15 protein-coding genes are annotated in these 17112 nt (G+C 47.5%); 3 read left to right on the top strand and 12 right to left on the bottom strand.

Annotated elements, in window-relative coordinates; all coding sequences use genetic code 11:
• Window positions 1-44: 44 nt before the first annotated feature.
• Complete coding sequence (locus tag J0A67_RS17930; RefSeq protein ID WP_206570773.1) at window positions 45-2114, bottom strand: helix-turn-helix domain-containing protein; 2070 nt, start codon at window positions 2112-2114, stop codon at window positions 45-47.
• Between the two features lie 450 nt (window positions 2115-2564).
• Between J0A67_RS17930 and J0A67_RS17925 the strand changes: the two genes are divergently transcribed.
• Window positions 2565-3122 carry an ankyrin repeat domain-containing protein gene (locus J0A67_RS17925; RefSeq protein ID WP_206570772.1) on the top strand — a complete coding sequence of 186 codons (558 nt, stop codon included), beginning with the start codon at window positions 2565-2567 and terminating at the stop codon, window positions 3120-3122.
• 118 nt (window positions 3123-3240) lie between these two features.
• The gene (locus tag J0A67_RS17920) at window positions 3241-4377 is read left to right on the top strand and encodes an acyltransferase family protein (RefSeq protein ID WP_241265247.1); all 1137 of its coding nucleotides are present in this window, start codon (window positions 3241-3243) and stop codon (window positions 4375-4377) included.
• 126 nt (window positions 4378-4503) lie between these two features.
• On the opposite strand, the gene J0A67_RS17915 is transcribed toward J0A67_RS17920, so the two are convergent.
• The 9 genes from J0A67_RS17915 to J0A67_RS17875 form a co-directional block, all read right to left on the bottom strand.
• Window positions 4504-5079 carry a precorrin-2 dehydrogenase/sirohydrochlorin ferrochelatase family protein gene (locus J0A67_RS17915; protein WP_206570771.1) on the bottom strand — a complete coding sequence of 192 codons (576 nt, stop codon included), beginning with the start codon at window positions 5077-5079 and terminating at the stop codon, window positions 4504-4506.
• A 97-nt stretch (window positions 5080-5176) separates the two neighbouring features.
• Window positions 5177-5947 carry a uroporphyrinogen-III C-methyltransferase gene (gene cobA / locus J0A67_RS17910; protein ID WP_206570770.1) on the bottom strand — a complete coding sequence of 257 codons (771 nt, stop codon included), beginning with the start codon at window positions 5945-5947 and terminating at the stop codon, window positions 5177-5179.
• Complete coding sequence (locus J0A67_RS17905) at window positions 5944-8043, bottom strand: ferredoxin-like domain-containing protein (RefSeq protein ID WP_206570769.1); 2100 nt, start codon at window positions 8041-8043, stop codon at window positions 5944-5946. Before J0A67_RS17905 ends, cobA begins: the two co-directional genes overlap by 4 nt.
• 147 nt (window positions 8044-8190) lie before the next feature.
• The gene (locus J0A67_RS17900; protein ID WP_206570768.1) at window positions 8191-9450 is read right to left on the bottom strand and encodes a sulfate adenylyltransferase subunit 1; all 1260 of its coding nucleotides are present in this window, start codon (window positions 9448-9450) and stop codon (window positions 8191-8193) included.
• A 74-nt stretch (window positions 9451-9524) separates the two neighbouring features.
• Window positions 9525-10424 (bottom strand): sulfate adenylyltransferase subunit CysD, encoded by a 900-nt coding sequence (gene cysD, locus J0A67_RS17895; RefSeq protein WP_206570767.1) that lies wholly within the window; start codon window positions 10422-10424, stop codon window positions 9525-9527.
• 88 nt (window positions 10425-10512) lie between these two features.
• On the bottom strand, window positions 10513-11217 hold the full coding sequence (locus J0A67_RS17890; RefSeq protein WP_241265246.1) for a phosphoadenylyl-sulfate reductase: 705 nt from the start codon (window positions 11215-11217) through the stop codon (window positions 10513-10515).
• Complete coding sequence (locus J0A67_RS17885) at window positions 11186-11464, bottom strand: DUF2061 domain-containing protein (RefSeq protein ID WP_206570765.1); 279 nt, start codon at window positions 11462-11464, stop codon at window positions 11186-11188. The genes J0A67_RS17890 and J0A67_RS17885 overlap by 32 nt, the downstream gene beginning before the upstream one ends.
• A gap of 74 nt (window positions 11465-11538) precedes the next feature.
• Entirely contained in the window at window positions 11539-11955 is a 417-nt protein-coding gene (locus J0A67_RS17880; protein WP_206570764.1) for an RrF2 family transcriptional regulator, read from the bottom strand.
• Between the two features lie 70 nt (window positions 11956-12025).
• On the bottom strand, window positions 12026-12826 hold the full coding sequence (locus J0A67_RS17875) for a LytR/AlgR family response regulator transcription factor (protein ID WP_206570763.1): 801 nt from the start codon (window positions 12824-12826) through the stop codon (window positions 12026-12028).
• Between the two features lie 266 nt (window positions 12827-13092).
• On the opposite strand from J0A67_RS17875, the gene J0A67_RS17870 reads away from it, so the two are divergent.
• Window positions 13093-13572, top strand: coding sequence for a hypothetical protein (locus tag J0A67_RS17870; RefSeq protein ID WP_206570762.1), 480 nt, complete (start codon window positions 13093-13095; stop codon window positions 13570-13572).
• 462 nt (window positions 13573-14034) lie between these two features.
• Here J0A67_RS17870 and J0A67_RS17865 read toward each other — a convergent pair whose 3' ends face one another.
• A complete protein-coding gene (locus J0A67_RS17865; RefSeq protein ID WP_206570761.1) occupies window positions 14035-14790 on the bottom strand; it encodes a glycine zipper family protein in 756 nt (251 codons plus the stop codon).
• A gap of 364 nt (window positions 14791-15154) precedes the next feature.
• Window positions 15155-17041: a molecular chaperone HtpG gene (htpG, locus tag J0A67_RS17860; RefSeq protein WP_206570760.1), complete on the bottom strand. Its 1887-nt coding sequence runs from the start codon at window positions 17039-17041 to the stop codon at window positions 15155-15157.
• Between the last annotated feature and the right edge of the window lie 71 nt (window positions 17042-17112).

The raw sequence follows: 17112 nt of genomic DNA, 5'->3' as shown, positions 1-17112 counted from the left end.
GAACTGGGGGAAATAAAAAACCACAACCTTTAACCAAGCCAAATTTACCAGAGCCCCTCTGCCTGGAGTTGTTCTTGGATTTTACGGTTGTTTTCCCAGAACTTTTTTTCCACTCCGGCCCAAATTTCCCGAAACTCCCTACGCTTTTTGAGCTCATCCACCATGGGGTCTTGAGGCAAAAACAAAACAACCCACAGTTGGATATTGTCCTCCTCAGCGAAAAGCCGTAGATAATCCAGCGCCAAGTCTAGTTTGCCATCGCTTGCGTACATCATCGCCAAACCCAGGTTTTTGTAGATGGTTTGGTCTTTTTCGATGTATTGTCTGTAGCTCTGAAAAAGCCTTTCCGCTTCGGCGGTCTTCCCTACTCTTTGATAAACTTGTCCGATGATCTGATTCTCGTGGACATACACGTTCAGCTTTTGTTGGTTTCGGATTTGGTTGAATTTTTCATAGTAAAAATAGGCAGAATCGTAGTCGCGCAGGTAGTAACTCACCTTCCCTATATCTTGGAGTATATCAAATCTGGACGAATCTCTGCCAAATTCCCCGATAAGCATCCCTCTGGTCTTCTCCAGATCTTTGGTCTGAGCATAACTGACAAAAGCTCGCACATATCGGGAATAAACGTTGCCGGAGAAATACACCAGGGACTTGTCGATGTATTCCATTGCCTCATCCACAAAACCAGCCTGGACCAGCGCATTTCCCAAGCGAAGGTAGAAGTAGCTTGTTGCCACCGAATCGGCCGGTCCAGCGTCCAGCTGCATACCTTTCAGCGCATATTCCAGATACTTTCCGGTATTGGGCAGGTAGTTGGCATAGAAGTCCGCCAGCAATCCGATGATCTCCGAGGAATTGGGGTTGTATTCCAGCCCTTTTTCCAAGAAAGGCAGGGCTTGACCATACTCTTTTTTCAAGAGGTAATACATGCCTTTTGCCCTGAGACTTTCTGCTGAAGTCGGATCAAACAGCATAGCCTTGTCTGAATACTCCCCCAGTTTGTCGAGATGACCTTTTTCAGCCCTGAACAAATCGTAATAGTAAAAGGCGAATCCGGCACAGGCATAGGCCAAGGCGAAGTTTTTGTCCTCCTGGATCGCCTGATCAAAGAAAGTGACGGATTGTAGCAGATTTTCGTCTCCTCCTTTATTTAGCAGATCCAGCCCTTTTAGGAAGGAATCGTAAGCTTTGGGATTTTCGGTAAGGACTTTGTCTATCCGCGACTGTTCCTCAGGCGTGATCACTGCCTGAATCTCCTTCGCTATATCCTGGGAAATCTCCTGCTGCAGGGTAAAGATGTCGCTGACCTCGCGCCTGTACTGCTTACCCCAAAGGTGTCGGTCACTAGCCCCTTCGATCAGCTGGATATTCAGTACGATGCGATCGTCTATCTTCTGACCGCTGCCTTCTACCAGATAGCTGACCTTGAGTTCCTCTGCCATTTCCGGGATGGATTTATCACTGTTTCGGTACTTTTCGGCCGAGGTACGGCTGAGCACTCTCAAGTCTTTGATCTTTTGCAGGTTGTTCAAAGTGGATTCCATCAGGCCATTGATGAGGTAGAGATTCGTGGAATCGGCGCTGTCGTTCTTGAAAGGCAGGACAACGATGGACTTTTCGAGCTGAAGATTTTCTTCGAAAATAAGCCCACCAAAAAGAAACCACCCCAATGCCAAGAACAGAAGGCTCGTCAAAGCTCCGATAATCCAAGCCCTGCGGCTGGATACAGCAGCTTCAGGCTTGGACAATTCCAAAGGTGGCGGAACTACTTCAATATGCTTCCCAACTTCTCCAGGAGGATAGCCAAAGTGCTCCCGAAAGCATTTGATAAAATAGGAAGGACTGTTGAATCCCACTTGATGCGAAACCTCCGAAACATTCAAGGTACCCGTCCTAAGCAAATGCATGGCCCGCTCTAGACGAATCTGATTGATGAGCTGACTGACGGAGAGATTGCTGACCTTCTTGACCTTCCGAAGCAGATTGGACCGGCTCATATGCATGGCCTCTGCCAGCTCTGCCACTCCAAACGCTTCCTCAGCAAGATGCGAATCGATCTTCGCAATCAGCTGATCCAAAAATTCCTTATCCTGAGGTGAAGCGGTGGTCATTAGGTAAAACTAGAAGAAAAATATGAAATGCGGGATGAGGTATAAGGGAAGTCCCATGCTTCGATATTAAGAGTTGATCATTCGATGTTCTATATTGAAAAGCTGGAAATCGGCTTGGAAAGTTATACGGCGCTAAGGCTGTAGAGCTTGCCAGATCTCGAAGCCTCAGCTCATTTCTACCGCTTGCAAATACCACCTCGCAACCCCTTTCCTTAGCCGTTTTGCGCGATTTTTTATATCCCTGCATCATAGTTTATATCGCTCAAAGCAAGACTTATGCATTTGTGAGCAGGACTGTTTAGCCTGGCGCAAGCCGCTGTTTTTACTTTGTCAGCATCAAAACAAATCAAAATTCATCATGAAATCGAGCATCCAGAACGTACCGAATCGAGGGAGTGCTGATAGGAATGCGAGATTCCATGTGACAAATTAAAATCAAACTATAAAGACATGAAAACAGCTATTCTAAACCCCCAATTGTTAGCCTGCCTTCTGGTTTTGGGTATGGTATTCTTTGCATCATGCAACTCTTCTGCCCAGAAAAGGGAAGGTGCCCCCGATGTTGATCTACATACTGCGATCCTTACCGACAATCTGGACGCGATCAAGCAACATATTGCCGCGGGAAGTGATCTGAATGAAAAAGATCCCTTTGGCGGTTCAAGCCCCCTGATCACGGCAGCGCTTTTTGATAAGCGAGAAGCGACAAAGCTTCTCTTGGATGCCGGTGCTGACATCAATTTCCAAAACAACGACGGTTCCACTGCATTGATTTCCGCCGCCTTTTTCGGAAGGCCTGAGATCGTCCAGTTGCTGCTGGCGAAGGGTGCTGACAAGTCGATCAAGAACAAATACGGAACAACTGCACTGGACAACGTATCCGCACCTTTTGCCGAGGTAAAGGAAGTGTATGACATGATGGGCAATATGCTTGCTCCCATGGGACTGAAGCTGGACTATGCCTATTTGGAAAAAATCCGTCCAGAGATCGCCGAGATGCTGAGGTAAGTGCAGCGAGACGTTCTGAAATCACGGAGTCAGACAGGGCCCTTCAATCGAGTGATGGACTACCGGAGACGGAAGAAAGTCCAACCCGATCTTTCTCTAAAAACTTTGCCTTAAAAACATGGAAAATCAAATAAAAAATGTGCGTCGATACGATATCGATTGGTTGCGTGTAATTGCAATCGGTCTACTGCTCATCTACCATGTGGCCATCGGGGTCCAACCCTGGGGCCGCATGATTGGCTTCATCACTTCCGATGAGCCGTGGAGCGCCCTATGGATCCCGATGTCATTGCTGAATGTGTGGAGGATACCACTTCTCTTCTTCGTGTCTGGCATGGGAATGTACTTCGCCATGCAAACCAGGACTTGGGCACAGCTGATTGAAGAGCGCTCCCAACGGATACTATTGCCTTTTGTATTTGGGATGTTTGTCATTGTACCCATTCACCTGTGGCTATGGAGGCACTTCTATGGGATGACCCAACAGTACATCTGGTCACCCGGCCACCTTTGGTTTTTGGGAAATATCTTTTGCTATGTCTTGGTGCTCTCCCCTTTCTTTTTCTACCTCAAGAAAAACGACTCGGGGAAAGTGGTCGCTTGGATCAAAAAGGCAATGAGCCAGCCTTGGGGTCTATTGGTGGTCCTTGCCGCATTTGTAGCCGAGGTGTTAGTGATCAATCCTGTTCCCTTTGAACTTTATGCAATGAACATGCATGGCTTCGTCCTTGGACTGTTGGCATTCTTTTATGGGTTTTGCTTTGTGCTGGCAGGAGAGGGATTCTGGACGATGATCCAGCGAGGACGTTGGCTATTTTTCATACTAGCCGCGGCTCTTTATGTCTTAAGGATTATCCAATTTGGCAGCCTGATCCCAGGATATCTTCTGGCAACAGAGTCCATTGCGTGGATTTTGACGGTTTTTGCCTTTGGCAGCAAATACCTGAACAAGCCCGGAAGAACGCTTGCTTATCTCAGCGAGGCGGCCTATCCGGTATATATCCTTCACATGATCTTCTTGTATCTGGGTTCGGTTTGGGTATTTCCCCTCGCTATTCCTGTTCAGTTGCAGTTTCTGCTGGTCTTGCTGATCACGCTCGCTGGATGTTTTGGAACTTTCGAGCTGGTTCGAAGAGTCGGATTTCTCAGACCTTTGTTTGGATTGAAGCAAATGCCGGCAAAGTCAAACCTGCGGAATTCGAAACATCGTGGCGAAGCATTGAATCTGCCTGCTCATACCCAAATCACCGACTAAGCGAATAATGCGGTTAAACAATGACACAATCAGAACCTAAACTATGATTTTGCGCAGCTGGGCTTCTAATCTTGACAATGCCTTTAATGCAGAGTAATAGCGGCCTGTCCGCTGAGGTCCCTTGACCTATCTTTTCTTCACCAGTCCCTCGGTCAATTCATTCATAGCCTTGACCTTGTACTCAAAGTCACCCTTCAGTGTGTCTCGGTAGGCGTGAAGATTTTCGAGTAGGTCATCAATTTCTTCGGGGAGAACTTCTTCCAGCAACTGTCTCAAGCGCTTGGCAGTCGTGGGCGATTTACCATTGGTGGAGATGGCGATCTTGAGATTTCCCTTGGTCACGATCCCGCCAAGGTAAAAGTCGCAGAGTTCCGGTGTATCGGCCACATTCACTAGGAGGAAGCGCTCCTTGGCTTCGTCTCGGATCTGCCGGTTGACGGCTTTGTCGTCTGTGGCGGCGATCACGATGTGCTTTCCGCCTAGGTATTTCTCGTGATATTCATCCTCGATCAGCGTCACGGTCTCACTTCTTTCCGCCACCTCCAAGAAGGCAGGAATAAATGCTTTTGCCACCACGGTCACCTGAGCCTGGGGGCTGGACTTGAGTAGAAACTCCAGCTTCTCCGTGCCCACATTTCCACCACCGACCAAGAGGACGTTTAATTCGTGGACTTTGAGGAAAATGGGATAAAGATGGTTCATGGTAAGAGAATCAAGGCGATAGTAGCAAGATAAAGCTAAAGAAAAGACTTCGAAGGATGATTTACAGCCACTGCATACTCAACATTGAAAGACTGTACTACTGCAAGCTGCCCACTGCAATCCGATAGACTTCAGCCAGCTTTTGGCTTTCCTTCACCACTTCTCCAACGATGATGATCGCCGGAGCTTCAGCTTTGGCTTCTTTCACCCGCTGTTCGATGTCAGAAATGTATCCAGCCACGACCTTTTCCTCTCGAGTCGTACCGCTTTGTATGATTGCTATTGGCAGCTCGGACTTGCCGCAGGCTTGATAGACTTTCACGATTTCACTCAGCTTTCTCGTACCCATCAAGACCACCACGGTAGCGGTAGACTGCGCTGCCAATGCCAAATCCCTGGATAACTCTCCGGTAGACGTTGTCCCGGTCACAACCCAGAAACTCTCGGAAACGCCTCTTTTGGTCACCGGAATACCAGCTGAAGCCGGAACAGCAACCGCCGAAGTAATCCCAGGAACCAATTCTGTGGAAATCCCAAACGACTCGATGTACTCGATCTCCTCCGCTCCCCGCCCAAAGACAAAGGGATCACCGCCTTTGAGCCGAACCACATGTCCATACTTTTTGGCGAGGCTGACGCAAAGCTGATTGGTATCTTCTTGGGCCGTGGAGTGCTTGCCTACACGCTTCCCCACAAAAATTCTCAGGGCCGTATCCGGAGCATGCTTCAGCAAAACCGGATCGATCAAAGCGTCATAGAGCACCACATCGGCCTTGTTTAGTGCCAAGACCGCCTTTAAGGTGATTAACTCCGGATCTCCAGGCCCAGCTCCTACTAGGGTGACTTTTGGAAAGACAATAGTGCTCATGCCTCCACCTCCGCCTCACGATAGGACTTCAACAAACGGTATATCTCCATGGCTTCGACTGAATAGGCTCTCGCAAAGGCTTCGCTTGGCTCATGCTGGTTGATCTGATAGACTTTGTCCGCAAAGGTGCCACCCAAATCAATCTTGCCCGTTTGGACATACTTTTCGTCAAAGAGGGAAATGATATTGGCGTAGCTGTTGGTGCTGGTATTGTCGCTTAGCAGAAGCGCCTTGGCGGCATTGATCAAGCCTGCGTAGTGATGGTAGATGCTGTCGGCCCAACGTCCGTCTTCCAATGCCTGCTGTCCCAGCTCAAGTTTTTCCAAGGCTTCCAAAAGAAGAGTCGCCACCAAATCGATCACCACGCCGGCGCATTCTCCCACGCCGACTGCCACCTCGTAGGCTTCTTGGTTGCCCCAGTCTATAGCATCCGCCACGGTAATCGTGGACGCGTCGCTGAGTTCTTTAAGCAAGTCGTAGAAGTAAATCTGCCCCTGCTGATCGTAGTAGCTGAGGAAATCCTGCCCTCCGGCGTTTTTCTCAAAGTCCTCGAGCAAAATACGCAAAGCTTGAGGGCCTCGTCGGCTGGGGACTTTGGTCACCTTGTCGGCAAATCTTCCATTGCCATCTCCCAAATTTCCCCCACCTAAAAGGACCTGCAAAGCTGGAATGACCGTCTTACCTGCTTTCATGGACATGCCCTGAAAGCCGATGTGTGCCATATTGTGCTGACCGCAAGCGTTCATGCATCCGGAGATCTTGATCACCAGATCTTTGTTTTGCAAATATTGAGGATATTCATCGAGGATCACCTTTTCCAACTCAGCGGCAATACCGGTGGAGCTGGCGATGCCCAAGTTACAGGTATCGGTGCCAGGACAGGCTGTGATATCTCCAAGGGTGTTGTAACCGCGGTCTGCCAGTCTGATTTTTTTCAGCTCTTGGTAAAAGAACGGTACCAAGTCCTCCCGAACGTCTCGGATCAGGATATTCTGTCTCAAAGTAAAGCGAACCTCACCAGCTGCATAGGTCTCTACCAAATCGGCCAATGGCCTCGCCTGATCCAAGTAGAAATCACCCAAGGAAACCTTCACGCCTATGGAGACGTAGCCAGCCTGCTTTTGCGGCAGCACATTAGTCAGCTTCCAAAGCTCAAACTCTAGCCCCAATTCTCCGTCAAGCGCTGGGCTCTCTGGATTTGGAAGGGATTTTCCCGCTTCGTAATCTTCAAAATCCAGTGGATAGCTTTGGAACTTCAGTGCTTTTCTTTCCTTCTCCACTAGTTCCAAAAAGGCTTCGATACCCAAGTCTTTCACCAGAAACTTCATCCTCGCCTTGTTTCGTCTGGCTCTCTCTCCATGACGGTCAAAAATTCGAAGAACCGCCTCAGTGAACGGGATGATCTGGTCTGTCGCCACGAAGTCCGAAATCACATCGGCATGCCGCGGCTGTGACCCCAAGCCCCCTCCGAGCAAAACCTTGAAACCTCTGACCTGCTGTCCATCGACTTCTTTAATCTTGGGGATAAAGCCCAAGTCATGGAGATAGCTCAGCGCATTGTCTTCGTCTGAAGAGGAGAAAGACATTTTGAATTTTCTCCCCATCTCTTGGCAGATCGGGTTTCGAAGAAAATATCGGAAGGTCGCGTCCGCATAGGGAGTCACGTCAAAAGGCTCCTTGGGATCGATACCGGCAGTTTCGGACGCGGTGACATTCCTGACCGTATTGCCGCATGCTTCTCGTAGGGTCACGTCGTCCTTTTCCAGCTCTGCCCATAGCTCAGGCGTCCTGTCCAAACTCACGAAGTGGATCTGGATGTCCTGGCGGGTAGTGATGTGCAGACGGCCAATGGAATACTCCTCCGACACGGCACAGATTCGTCGCAGCTGAGCTGAGGTGGCCCGGCCATAAGGCAGCTTGATGCGTACCATCTGAACGCCAGGCTGGCGCTGTCCATAGACTCCGCGTGCCAATCGAAGGCTGCGGAATTTTTCCTCGTCTATCTTCCCTTCCCGAAAGAGGGCTATTTTACGCTCCAAGTCAAGAATATCTTTTTCTACAATCGGATTTTCAAGTTCAGTTCGAAAGCTTTGCATGGCTGTAATAGGTTTTTCCCCGAAGGGTTTGCACATTTTTTCTTTTTGTCAAAAATCCCCAGATCCAGCTGGAAGACCGAAGCCCGAGGAAGGTAGATTGCCAGACTCGGCGTGAATAGGCCTAGTCTGGCTTCTTGATACTAGATGCTATTCAATAAAACCCACACTGACGGTGTCATAACTTCCCTCGTCAATCAGAATGAAGGCTCCATTGGATTTGCTGTTTTGATAGGAATCGAAATGGATAGGCTTGCTAAGTCTGAAATGTACCCGCCCGATGTCATTCAATCTGAGCTGATCGGCCTCTTCAGTTCCCGTAAAATCCGTATGAATTCTGGATTCGATCTGGTCTACCTTGGCCAAGACGCGGTTGACACCGTGCTGAAGGATATATTTCCCACCCACTTTCAGCGCTTTGCTGTTGACTTGGCATAGCGTAGCGGAAATGGCTTTCTCGCTGCTCGGTTCTTCACCGGCTCTGACGATCATATCGCCTCTGCTGCAATCTACCTCGTCCTCTAGGGTAATAGTCACCGAGGATCCCGGAGCTACCAAGTCAATTTGCTGATCAAAAAACTGAATGCCTTTGATCTTGGACCTGTTCCCAGACGGCAATACTGTCACTTCGTCGCCTACCTTTAAGCTGTGCCCATAAAGTTTACCGGAAAATCCGCGAAAATCATGGAAGGCCTCCGTCTTGGGGCGAATCACGTACTGCACCGGAAATCTTGCTACCGAACTTTCCTGCAGATCTTCGGGCTCGAGGATTTCCAAGTGGTCCAGCAGCGTGTTGCCTAGATACCAAGGCATGTGCTCGGACTTTCTTGTTACATTTTCCCCTTTGAGAGCCGAAACAGGAATGAACGTAATCTGTTCTTCATTGAAATTGCTTTTCTCCACGAGCGCATCGAAGTCACTCTTGATTTTCAGAAAAACATCCTCGCTGTAGTCCACCAAGTCCATCTTGTTGATGGCGACGACTACATGCGAAATTCTCAACAAGTTGCTGATGAAAAAGTGGCGGTAGGTTTGCTCGATCACTCCTTTTCGGGCGTCGATTAGGATGACCGCCACTTGGGAAGTAGAGGCGCCAGTGACCATGTTTCGGGTATACTCCACGTGGCCAGGGGTATCAGCTACGATAAAGTTGGTCTTGTCCGTATTGAAGTAGATGTGCGCCACATCGATAGTGATACCCTGCTCTCGCTCAGCAACCAAGCCATCAGTGGCTAGGGAAAAGTCCAGGTAATCGTAACCCCGCTGCCTGGAGTTACGCTCGATGGCCTCGATTTTATCTGTGGTCAGCGAGTTGGTATCATAGAGCAAGCGGCCTATCAGGGTGCTTTTGCCGTCATCCACGGAGCCTGCTGTTGCGATTTTGATGAGTTTTCTGCCTTGTATGTCCATTTTTTCAATTCTTTATCAACGGTCGACGGACCACTGTCCACGGCCTTTTGTAAATCGTATTTTTAAATCGCAAATCAGAAGTATCCGACTTTCTTCCTCGTTTCCATTGCAGCCTCGGAGCGCTTGTCGTCGATGCGGGCGCCGCGCTCGGAGATGGTGGATAGTCTGATTTCAGAGACTACGTCATCCAGGGATACTGCCTCTGAAAGAACAGCAGCAGTGCAGGTCATGTCACCCACGGTACGGAAGCGAACCATTTTCTCCACCACTTCCTCGTGTGCCTCGCGGAACACGTGTTCGTTGGCCGTCCAAATCATACCATCCCGGAAAAAGACTTCCCGCTTGTGGGCAAAATAGATACTCGGGATTGCGATATTTTCGGTGCGGATGTATTCCCATACGTCAAGTTCTGTCCAGTTGGAGATAGGGAAGCAGCGAACGTTTTGGCCAACATGGATTTTGCCATTGAGCATGTCAAAAAGCTCCGGACGCTGGTTTTTCTCATCCCACTGCCCAAAGTCATCACGAACCGAAAAAACCCGCTCTTTTGCTCTGGCTTTTTCCTCGTCCCTCCTCGCCCCACCTATGCAGGCGTCAAACTTAAACTCTTCAATCGCATCCAAAAGCGTGGTAGTCTGCAACGTATTTCGGCTGGCGTAGCGGCCTCGTTCCTCCCGCACTTTGCCTTGGTCAATGGAGTCCTGCACATTTCGTACGATAAGCTCGAGACCAAGCTCCTTCACCAAGCTGTCGCGAAACTCGATGGTTTCCGGGAAGTTGTGTCCTGTGTCCACATGGAGTAGAGGAAAAGGGATCTTTGCTGGAAAAAAAGCCTTCTGGGCCAGTCTGACCAAGGTAATCGAATCTTTCCCTCCAGAAAAAAGCAAGACAGGGCGCTCAAACTGCGCCGCCACTTCCCTCAGGATGTGGATCGATTCTGCCTCTTTGGGATTAGGTATAAATAGGTTCTCCATTTTAGTTACGAGTTACGAAGTGCCATTTACGAGGTAAAAAGAACTTCAGTCCGATAATTCTTATGTCTTGCGTCTTAGATATAAATTCTTATTTGGCATGCAGTCCGCACTCCTTTTTGGAGTCCTCCCACCACCAGCGTCCGGCTCGGGGATCTTCGCCCGGGAAGATTGCCCGGGTGCAGGGTGCGCAGCCTATGCTGATAAAGCCTTGGTCGTGAAGTGGATTATAAGGAATATTGAGTTCGTTGATGTAGCTAATCATCTGGTCAAAAGTCCAATCCAACAAGGGGTTATATTTGAGAATTTGGTTGGCTTCGTCCCATTCCACACGTTTCATTCCACCTCGGTTTGCACTCTGCTCAGCTCGAAGTCCCGTAACCCAAACCTGATTGCCGGCCAAGGCTTTCTTGAGCGGCTCGACTTTGCGGACGTAGCAGCAGGATTTTCGGTTTTCTACTGACTCGTAGAAGCCGTTAATTCCAATTTCAGAGACTAGCTTTTCCACCGAGGAAGTCTCAGGGTAGTAGACTTTGATACGGGTTTTGTATTTGCTCTCGGTGCGGGCGAGCAGCTCCAGCGTCTCCGGAAACAGGCGTCCGGTATCCAAGGAAAAAATCTGAATCGGAAGGTTTTGCGAAGTGATCAACTGGGTGATTACTTGATCCTCCTGCCCCAAGGAGGTGGAAAAAACCACCTTGCCGGGAAACAGCTCGGCAATCAAGGCCAATCCCTCCCCAGCGCTCAGGGAGTCGAGTCTAAACTCAAGATCGGATGTATTCAGGCTTTGGCTCATCGATTTTATTTTTTGTTGCATTTTCCCATACCCGTTCATGGAAATAATAGAGGATGATCTTGGAAAAAACCTCCACCGATCCTATCGATACCGCCATGACGAGCTGCCCGGTGATAAAATAGGAAATCACGATCGTGTCCAAAGTACCTACGATTCTCCAGGAGATAGACTTAAGCAGGCTTTTGGCGTTACTGTCTTTCCCCGCCTTGGGAGAAAAGAACTTCTTTGCGATTTGGTCTATAAACATGGCTCTCTATACGGATGGGAAAAACAAAAGTATATAATCCCTATAAATTTTATAGAGTTTGTGACAAAAAAATTTTACTCCCCGTCCAGAATATCTTGCAAAGACTTGTTTTCCAGTATTTTGAGTGTCTCATCCCGGACTTGCGCCATCACTTTGTTGATGCCACATTGGACTTCGCTTTTACATTCGTCGCAGGGTTCGTAGTAGTTGAGGCTCACGCAGGGAAGCAGGGCGATGGGCCCGTCCAGCAATCGAATGATGCGTGAGAGAGGAATTTCTTTGGGCTCTTTGATGAGATAGTAGCCTCCTCCTTTGCCCTTTTTGCTGCCCAGGTATCCCGCCTTTCGCAGTTCGAGGAGAATGTTTTCCAGAAACTTGTGGGAAATGCCGTGCTCTTCGGCAATGTCCTGAATCAACACAGTTTTGTTTTCCCGATGCTTGCCGAGATAGGTCAGGGCATGCAGGGCGTACTTGGTTTTTTTGGATAGCATGATCAAAAATACGAGAAAAAGGCAAATAGCCTAGTACGGAAGTGGGGTATCACTTGCGGAAAAACAAGAGTCAAGAAGGTACCAATTGCTGAAAAAGATCCTTTTTAAACGATCTCCCTATGGGAATGAAATGCTGGCCTAAAATGATATGGTTGCCTTCAATGGTTTTGATCCTGTCCAAAGCAACGAGGTATGACTTGTGTACCCGCACCAGTTTTTTCATACCCAGAAGTTGCTCAGCACTTTTCAGTGAGCCCTTCACGATGACCTGCTCATCCTCGGTGTAGACAATGGAGTAGTCCTTGAGGCCTTTGACATGGGTGACCGAGTCGAGGTCGATCCTCACCTGCTTGGTGCCGCTTTTCAGCAACACCTGCCTATCCGCAACATCCGAGACGGTATCGGATAGCTCCAAATCCTGATTTGTCTTTCGCTTATCACCATAGCGATCCAAGCTCAACTTTAGCCCTGCGCTGAGCGCTAGATACCAAAGAGTGGTGAAAAAATTGTAGGGAAAGGCGCTCCAAAAATCCCTGCTCCGAACATCCCCGATCACGAAACCATAGAGGTAGATATCGTAGGCATTTTGCAGGCTGACGTAGATACAGGTCGAAAGCAAGAGAAACAGCGTGTACTTCAGGTATCGCCGAATTTGGAAAAAACGGGGCACCAAGACATTCAGGTGAAAATACACCAGCGAAATCAGAAGGCCCATCCGCACGACTACGCAGGCGATAAAGTGCTCTGGTAGGCGAAACTTCATGATCAGATATCGCCGATCATAAATGAAAATCAAGGTAATCACCGACCAAAACAGCAGGTGAAGGAGATTGGTGCGGGAAAGGACTTTGGAGCCAAGCTTTGCTGACATTGACAGTGGGGGTCTAAACTTCAATTACGCACAAATTCGGTAGTCGATTCAAGGGAGTAGACAAAGAGCCGATATTATCGACCAACGAAGCCCAAAACCTCGCCACTCACAAGTCTAGTATCGGAGCCGTTGGTCTACTTTAGACTATTAGTGTTTTACCTTTTTTAGACTTCGGCGTAAAGTTACTGGAAGGCTCTCCAGAACTCCTTTGTCAACCGGCTCTGATCTTGGGGAATGGAAGGCCTACACACAAGTTAAAAAAACACATGCTCACTTCAACGAATCGCACCATGAAAACTCCAAATGCAAAAACCACTATCACCAGCCTTCTGGCAGCACTCATCATCGGCCTGATTACCATGGCCTTTTCTCCCAAGCTCGGACTAGACAGCTACGAAATCTACCTCAATGACAAGCTAATCATGAAGCAATACATCAACCAGCCCTTGAATCTTCGCACGCTGCAGCTGGACAAAGCAGCGCCCGAAGATCTGCTTTGGGTCAAGTACAACCACTGCACCATCAAGTCTGGCTCGGGCAGCGAGCGGGTGATCGTGCTCAAAGACGCTCAAGGTCATGAGCTCAAGCAGTGGACTTTCGCCAACAGCCCAAGCGAAAACAAGCCCATGAAGGTTTCGGTAGCGGAACTTCGCCAGCTCGAAAAAGCGCACGCAGAACACCAGATCAGCATGTACTACAAGTCAAAGGAACTTCCGGGTGGGGAGTTGCTCGCCTATTTGAGGTAAGTTATAAAAAACAAAACCCTCCAAGGGCTAGCCTTTGGAGGGTTTTACGTTTTCCAATTCAGAGATACTTAAAGCATCTCAACGCTTCTTCTTACAAAGGCGGTTAGGTCTTTGCTCGAGGCAAGAGCAGTTGAGCGAATAATTCTAGAGGCAGACTAAATTAGTTGGTTTGTCAACGGAATTCAAGTCACAACTTAACTGTTTGCGTAGACATCCTCGTATTATCTCAATACCAAATTTTTACGTTATTGGCGATCGACTATTCAATTTTCTTGTACTTATTGAAAAAAAAAGCCAATCCTAAAACAATAAAACCTGATGACAACATCGAACCTATAACCTTAACATAGGATGGAGTATCCCTTTCAAAAACTATATACAAACCCAAATCTATGGCAATCAAGAAAAAGAAGCCTATGGCCAACCTAATCTTGAATTTCTTATTAAGGTTTTTTAACATTTTCATGACCAACATGTCCAAAACATCTGTTCCGCCATACTTTGTACGGCATTAGAAACAAATCCATAAGCCCCACCAACTACTGCACCTGAAACCGCACCAGTTACAGTCATTATCCCCGGAATCACGACAGTTCCGCCAGTAGCACCAACATAAGCACCGACAACTGCGCCTTTTACTACGCCCATAACAGCCGCTCTGAACACATCTCTGGTATTAATATTGCATCCCAAAACTCTTCCTCCAATTGTCGGATCTGATGGGCCAAACTCGTTAGTCAATCCATTATAGATAATTGATTGCCCATCGTCGATTAAGAGAAAATCTTTTAAACTCAGAATTGTTGCAGATAAAAGCTTAAGCTCATCTTTTTCTTCTTGGGATAGAGTAGAGTTTGTTACAGTAATATTGAATGCCTTAGTGGTTTTCCCAACAAGAGACAAGTCATCTAATGCCAACAAATCTGTGATATACTGATCCGCAAGTGTAACTTGAGACCCATTAAAGGCCCCATAGTCAATTTCAACGGACGCCCTTATGCTCAAATTCTGAGGAACTATTTCAGTTTTACCATAAGATCCTGATAATAGTTGGAAATCAAGGTTTGAAGCATCTATTAATTTTCCATTCAGATGGTTGAAGGATTCCAAAGCCATTTTTTGCTTATCTAACCATAATTTGTTCTTTCCGTCTTTCGAAAGATAGGAACTAAGATTAGCCGCATTAAAATGGAATAGCTCATCTGTTATGGCTTTCATATCTTCGAATGAATTCAAAGTCGGATCCACCTCATTATCAATCTCCTGACATGAGAAAGTGAAGCAGAAAACACACGCTATTAGTAAATTTATTTTTTAATTTTTCTTCAAGTAAATAGTGTAAAATTTTTCGCGCCAAAAATTTGAACAAAAACACCTCTTTTAACTTCAAAAGCAAGTACAAAACTAGATCGCGAGTCGATAAAACTATAACTGCCTCACATTCAATAGTGAAAATTTATTCAAAAAGTACAATCTCATTTAGCGGCTATCCTATAAATAAAAATCCCCGATTCTCACCGAGGATTTTTATTTTGGTAAAATGAAACTTATAAAATCGTTTAGGTACTAAAACTCAATCTAACTACAGCATCTCCACGCTTCTTCTTACAAATGCTGTGAGATCCTTACCCGTCAGCAAGCCTTGGGAAAGCAATGCCAAATCAAAGGCCTGCTTGGCCAGTTTGGTTTGGGCTTCTTCGCCGTCGGCTTTGAGGATCTTGTCTACCACAGGATGGTTGCCGTTGATTGCGACCTTGTAGCTGTCAGGCAGGTTGCCATAGAAGCTCATCGGACCGCCACCAGTCTGCGCCATATCTTTCATTCTGCGCATCCACTCTTCCATGGTGATGGTCACAGGAAGTTCCTCTGGGCTTAGGCCTTCTACCTCCACGCTGTAGGATTTGTTGTTAATGGCTTTTTCAAAAAGCTCTTTCACGGACTTGCTTTGCTCTTCCGTCAAGAGATTTGCATAGGTATCATCTTTCTGGATCAGTTTTTCGGCTACATCCGCATCTACACGCTTGAGTTGAGTCTTCTCAAGTTTGGTTTCGATATGCTGGATAAAGTGGCTATCGATCGGAGAATCCAGCACCAAGACATCGTAATCCTTCTTGTTCGCAGACTCGATAAAGCTGTCCTGCTTGTTCAAGTCAGTAGAGTAAAGGAAAACCGTCGTGTCGTTTTTGTCGGTTTGGATCGCCTTCACCTTTTCGCGATATTCATCCAGGGTAAAGAACTCTCCCTTGGTGTTTTTCAGCAGGGTAAAATCCTTTCCTTTTTCGTAGAATTTCTCCTCGGAGATCATGCCATACTTCACGAAGAGGCCGATATCGCTCCACTTCTCCTCGTAGGCTTTTCGGTCCTTTTTGAACAGTTCGGCAAGTTTGTCCGCCACCTTTTTGGTGATGTAGTTGTTGATCTTCTTCACGTTGCCGTCGGCCTGCAAGAAGCTTCGGGATACGTTCAGCGGAATGTCTGGAGAGTCGATTACGCCGTGCAGCAGCATCAGGAACTCAGGCACGATGTCCTTCACCTCGTCGGTGATGAATACCTGGCGGCTGAATAGCTTGATTTTGTTGCGCTGAAGCTCGAACTCATTCTTCACTTTAGGGAAATAGAGCACACCGGTCAAATTGAACGGATAGTCCACATTCAGGTGAATCCAGAACAATGGATCCTCTGACATTGGATAGAGTTCTTTGTAGAACTTCAGATAATCCTCATCAGTCAAATCGCTTGGAGATTTGGTCCAGATCGGAGCGGTGGTGTTTATGATGTTGTCTACCTCAACGGACTTCCATTTTTTCTCGCCCTTGTCGTCCACGCCGTCTTCCACGGACTCGGACTTGGTGCCAAACTTGATCGGAACCGGAAGGAACTTGGCGTATTTGTCGAGGATGCCTTGCAGCTTCCACTTGTCGAGGAATTCCTCAGAATCTTCGTTGACATGGAGGATGATATCAGTACCTCTGGTCTTTTTCTTGCCTTTTTTGATCTCAAACTCGGTGCTACCGTCGCAGGTCCAGATGGCTGGCTCAGCTCCATCTTGGTAAGACAGCGTGTGGATTTCCACATTTTTCGCCACCATAAAGGCAGAATAGAAGCCCAGACCAAACTTACCAATGATCTCGTTGGCATCTTTGGCGTCTTTGAATTTTTCCACAAACTCAGTCGCGCCGGAGAAAGCAATCTGGTTGATGTACTTTTTGATCTCCTCGGCTGTCATGCCAAGGCCCTTGTCGGAAATGGTGATGGTTTTCTTTTTCTCATCAAAAGAAACCTCCACGGTCAGATCGCCCAGTTCGCCCTTATACTGTCCCAAAGTCGCCAGACGCTTGATCTTCTGCGTGGCGTCGACGGCGTTGGATACAAGCTCGCGGAGGAAGATCTCGTGATCAGAATAGAGAAACTTCTTGATGATAGGGAAAATATTCTCGGTATGGATCGAGATGGTACCTTTTTCCTGCATGGTTATGAATCAGTTTAAATGGTTACAGATTTTTTACAAAAGGAGATTAACAATGCCCGTTCCACTCAGGA

Origin of the sequence: Algoriphagus aestuariicola, assembly GCF_017254835.1 — a bacterium.
GTDB lineage: Bacteria > Bacteroidota > Bacteroidia > Cytophagales > Cyclobacteriaceae > Algoriphagus > Algoriphagus aestuariicola.
This window is presented reverse-complemented; position numbering and strand designations above follow the sequence as displayed.

Coding starts and splice junctions, on each gene's coding strand:
- J0A67_RS17925 (WP_206570772.1), top strand. CDS start 2,565: ATGAAAACAGCTATTCTAAACCCCCAATTGTTAGCCTGCCTTCTGGTT.
- J0A67_RS17915 (WP_206570771.1), bottom strand. CDS start 5,079: ATGAACCATCTTTATCCCATTTTCCTCAAAGTCCACGAATTAAACGTC.
- J0A67_RS17880 (WP_206570764.1), bottom strand. CDS start 11,955: ATGCTATCCAAAAAAACCAAGTACGCCCTGCATGCCCTGACCTATCTC.
- J0A67_RS17890 (WP_241265246.1), bottom strand. CDS start 11,217: ATGAGCCAAAGCCTGAATACATCCGATCTTGAGTTTAGACTCGACTCC.
- J0A67_RS17865 (WP_206570761.1), bottom strand. CDS start 14,790: ATGAAAGCCATAACAGATGAGCTATTCCATTTTAATGCGGCTAATCTT.
- cysD (WP_206570767.1), bottom strand. CDS start 10,424: ATGGAGAACCTATTTATACCTAATCCCAAAGAGGCAGAATCGATCCAC.
- J0A67_RS17900 (WP_206570768.1), bottom strand. CDS start 9,450: ATGGACATACAAGGCAGAAAACTCATCAAAATCGCAACAGCAGGCTCC.
- cobA (WP_206570770.1), bottom strand. CDS start 5,947: ATGAGCACTATTGTCTTTCCAAAAGTCACCCTAGTAGGAGCTGGGCCT.
- htpG (WP_206570760.1), bottom strand. CDS start 17,041: ATGCAGGAAAAAGGTACCATCTCGATCCATACCGAGAATATTTTCCCT.
- J0A67_RS17875 (WP_206570763.1), bottom strand. CDS start 12,826: ATGTCAGCAAAGCTTGGCTCCAAAGTCCTTTCCCGCACCAATCTCCTT.
- J0A67_RS17930 (WP_206570773.1), bottom strand. CDS start 2,114: ATGACCACCGCTTCACCTCAGGATAAGGAATTTTTGGATCAGCTGATT.
- J0A67_RS17870 (WP_206570762.1), top strand. CDS start 13,093: ATGCTCACTTCAACGAATCGCACCATGAAAACTCCAAATGCAAAAACC.
- J0A67_RS17885 (WP_206570765.1), bottom strand. CDS start 11,464: ATGTTTATAGACCAAATCGCAAAGAAGTTCTTTTCTCCCAAGGCGGGG.
- J0A67_RS17920 (WP_241265247.1), top strand. CDS start 3,241: ATGGAAAATCAAATAAAAAATGTGCGTCGATACGATATCGATTGGTTG.
- J0A67_RS17905 (WP_206570769.1), bottom strand. CDS start 8,043: ATGCAAAGCTTTCGAACTGAACTTGAAAATCCGATTGTAGAAAAAGAT.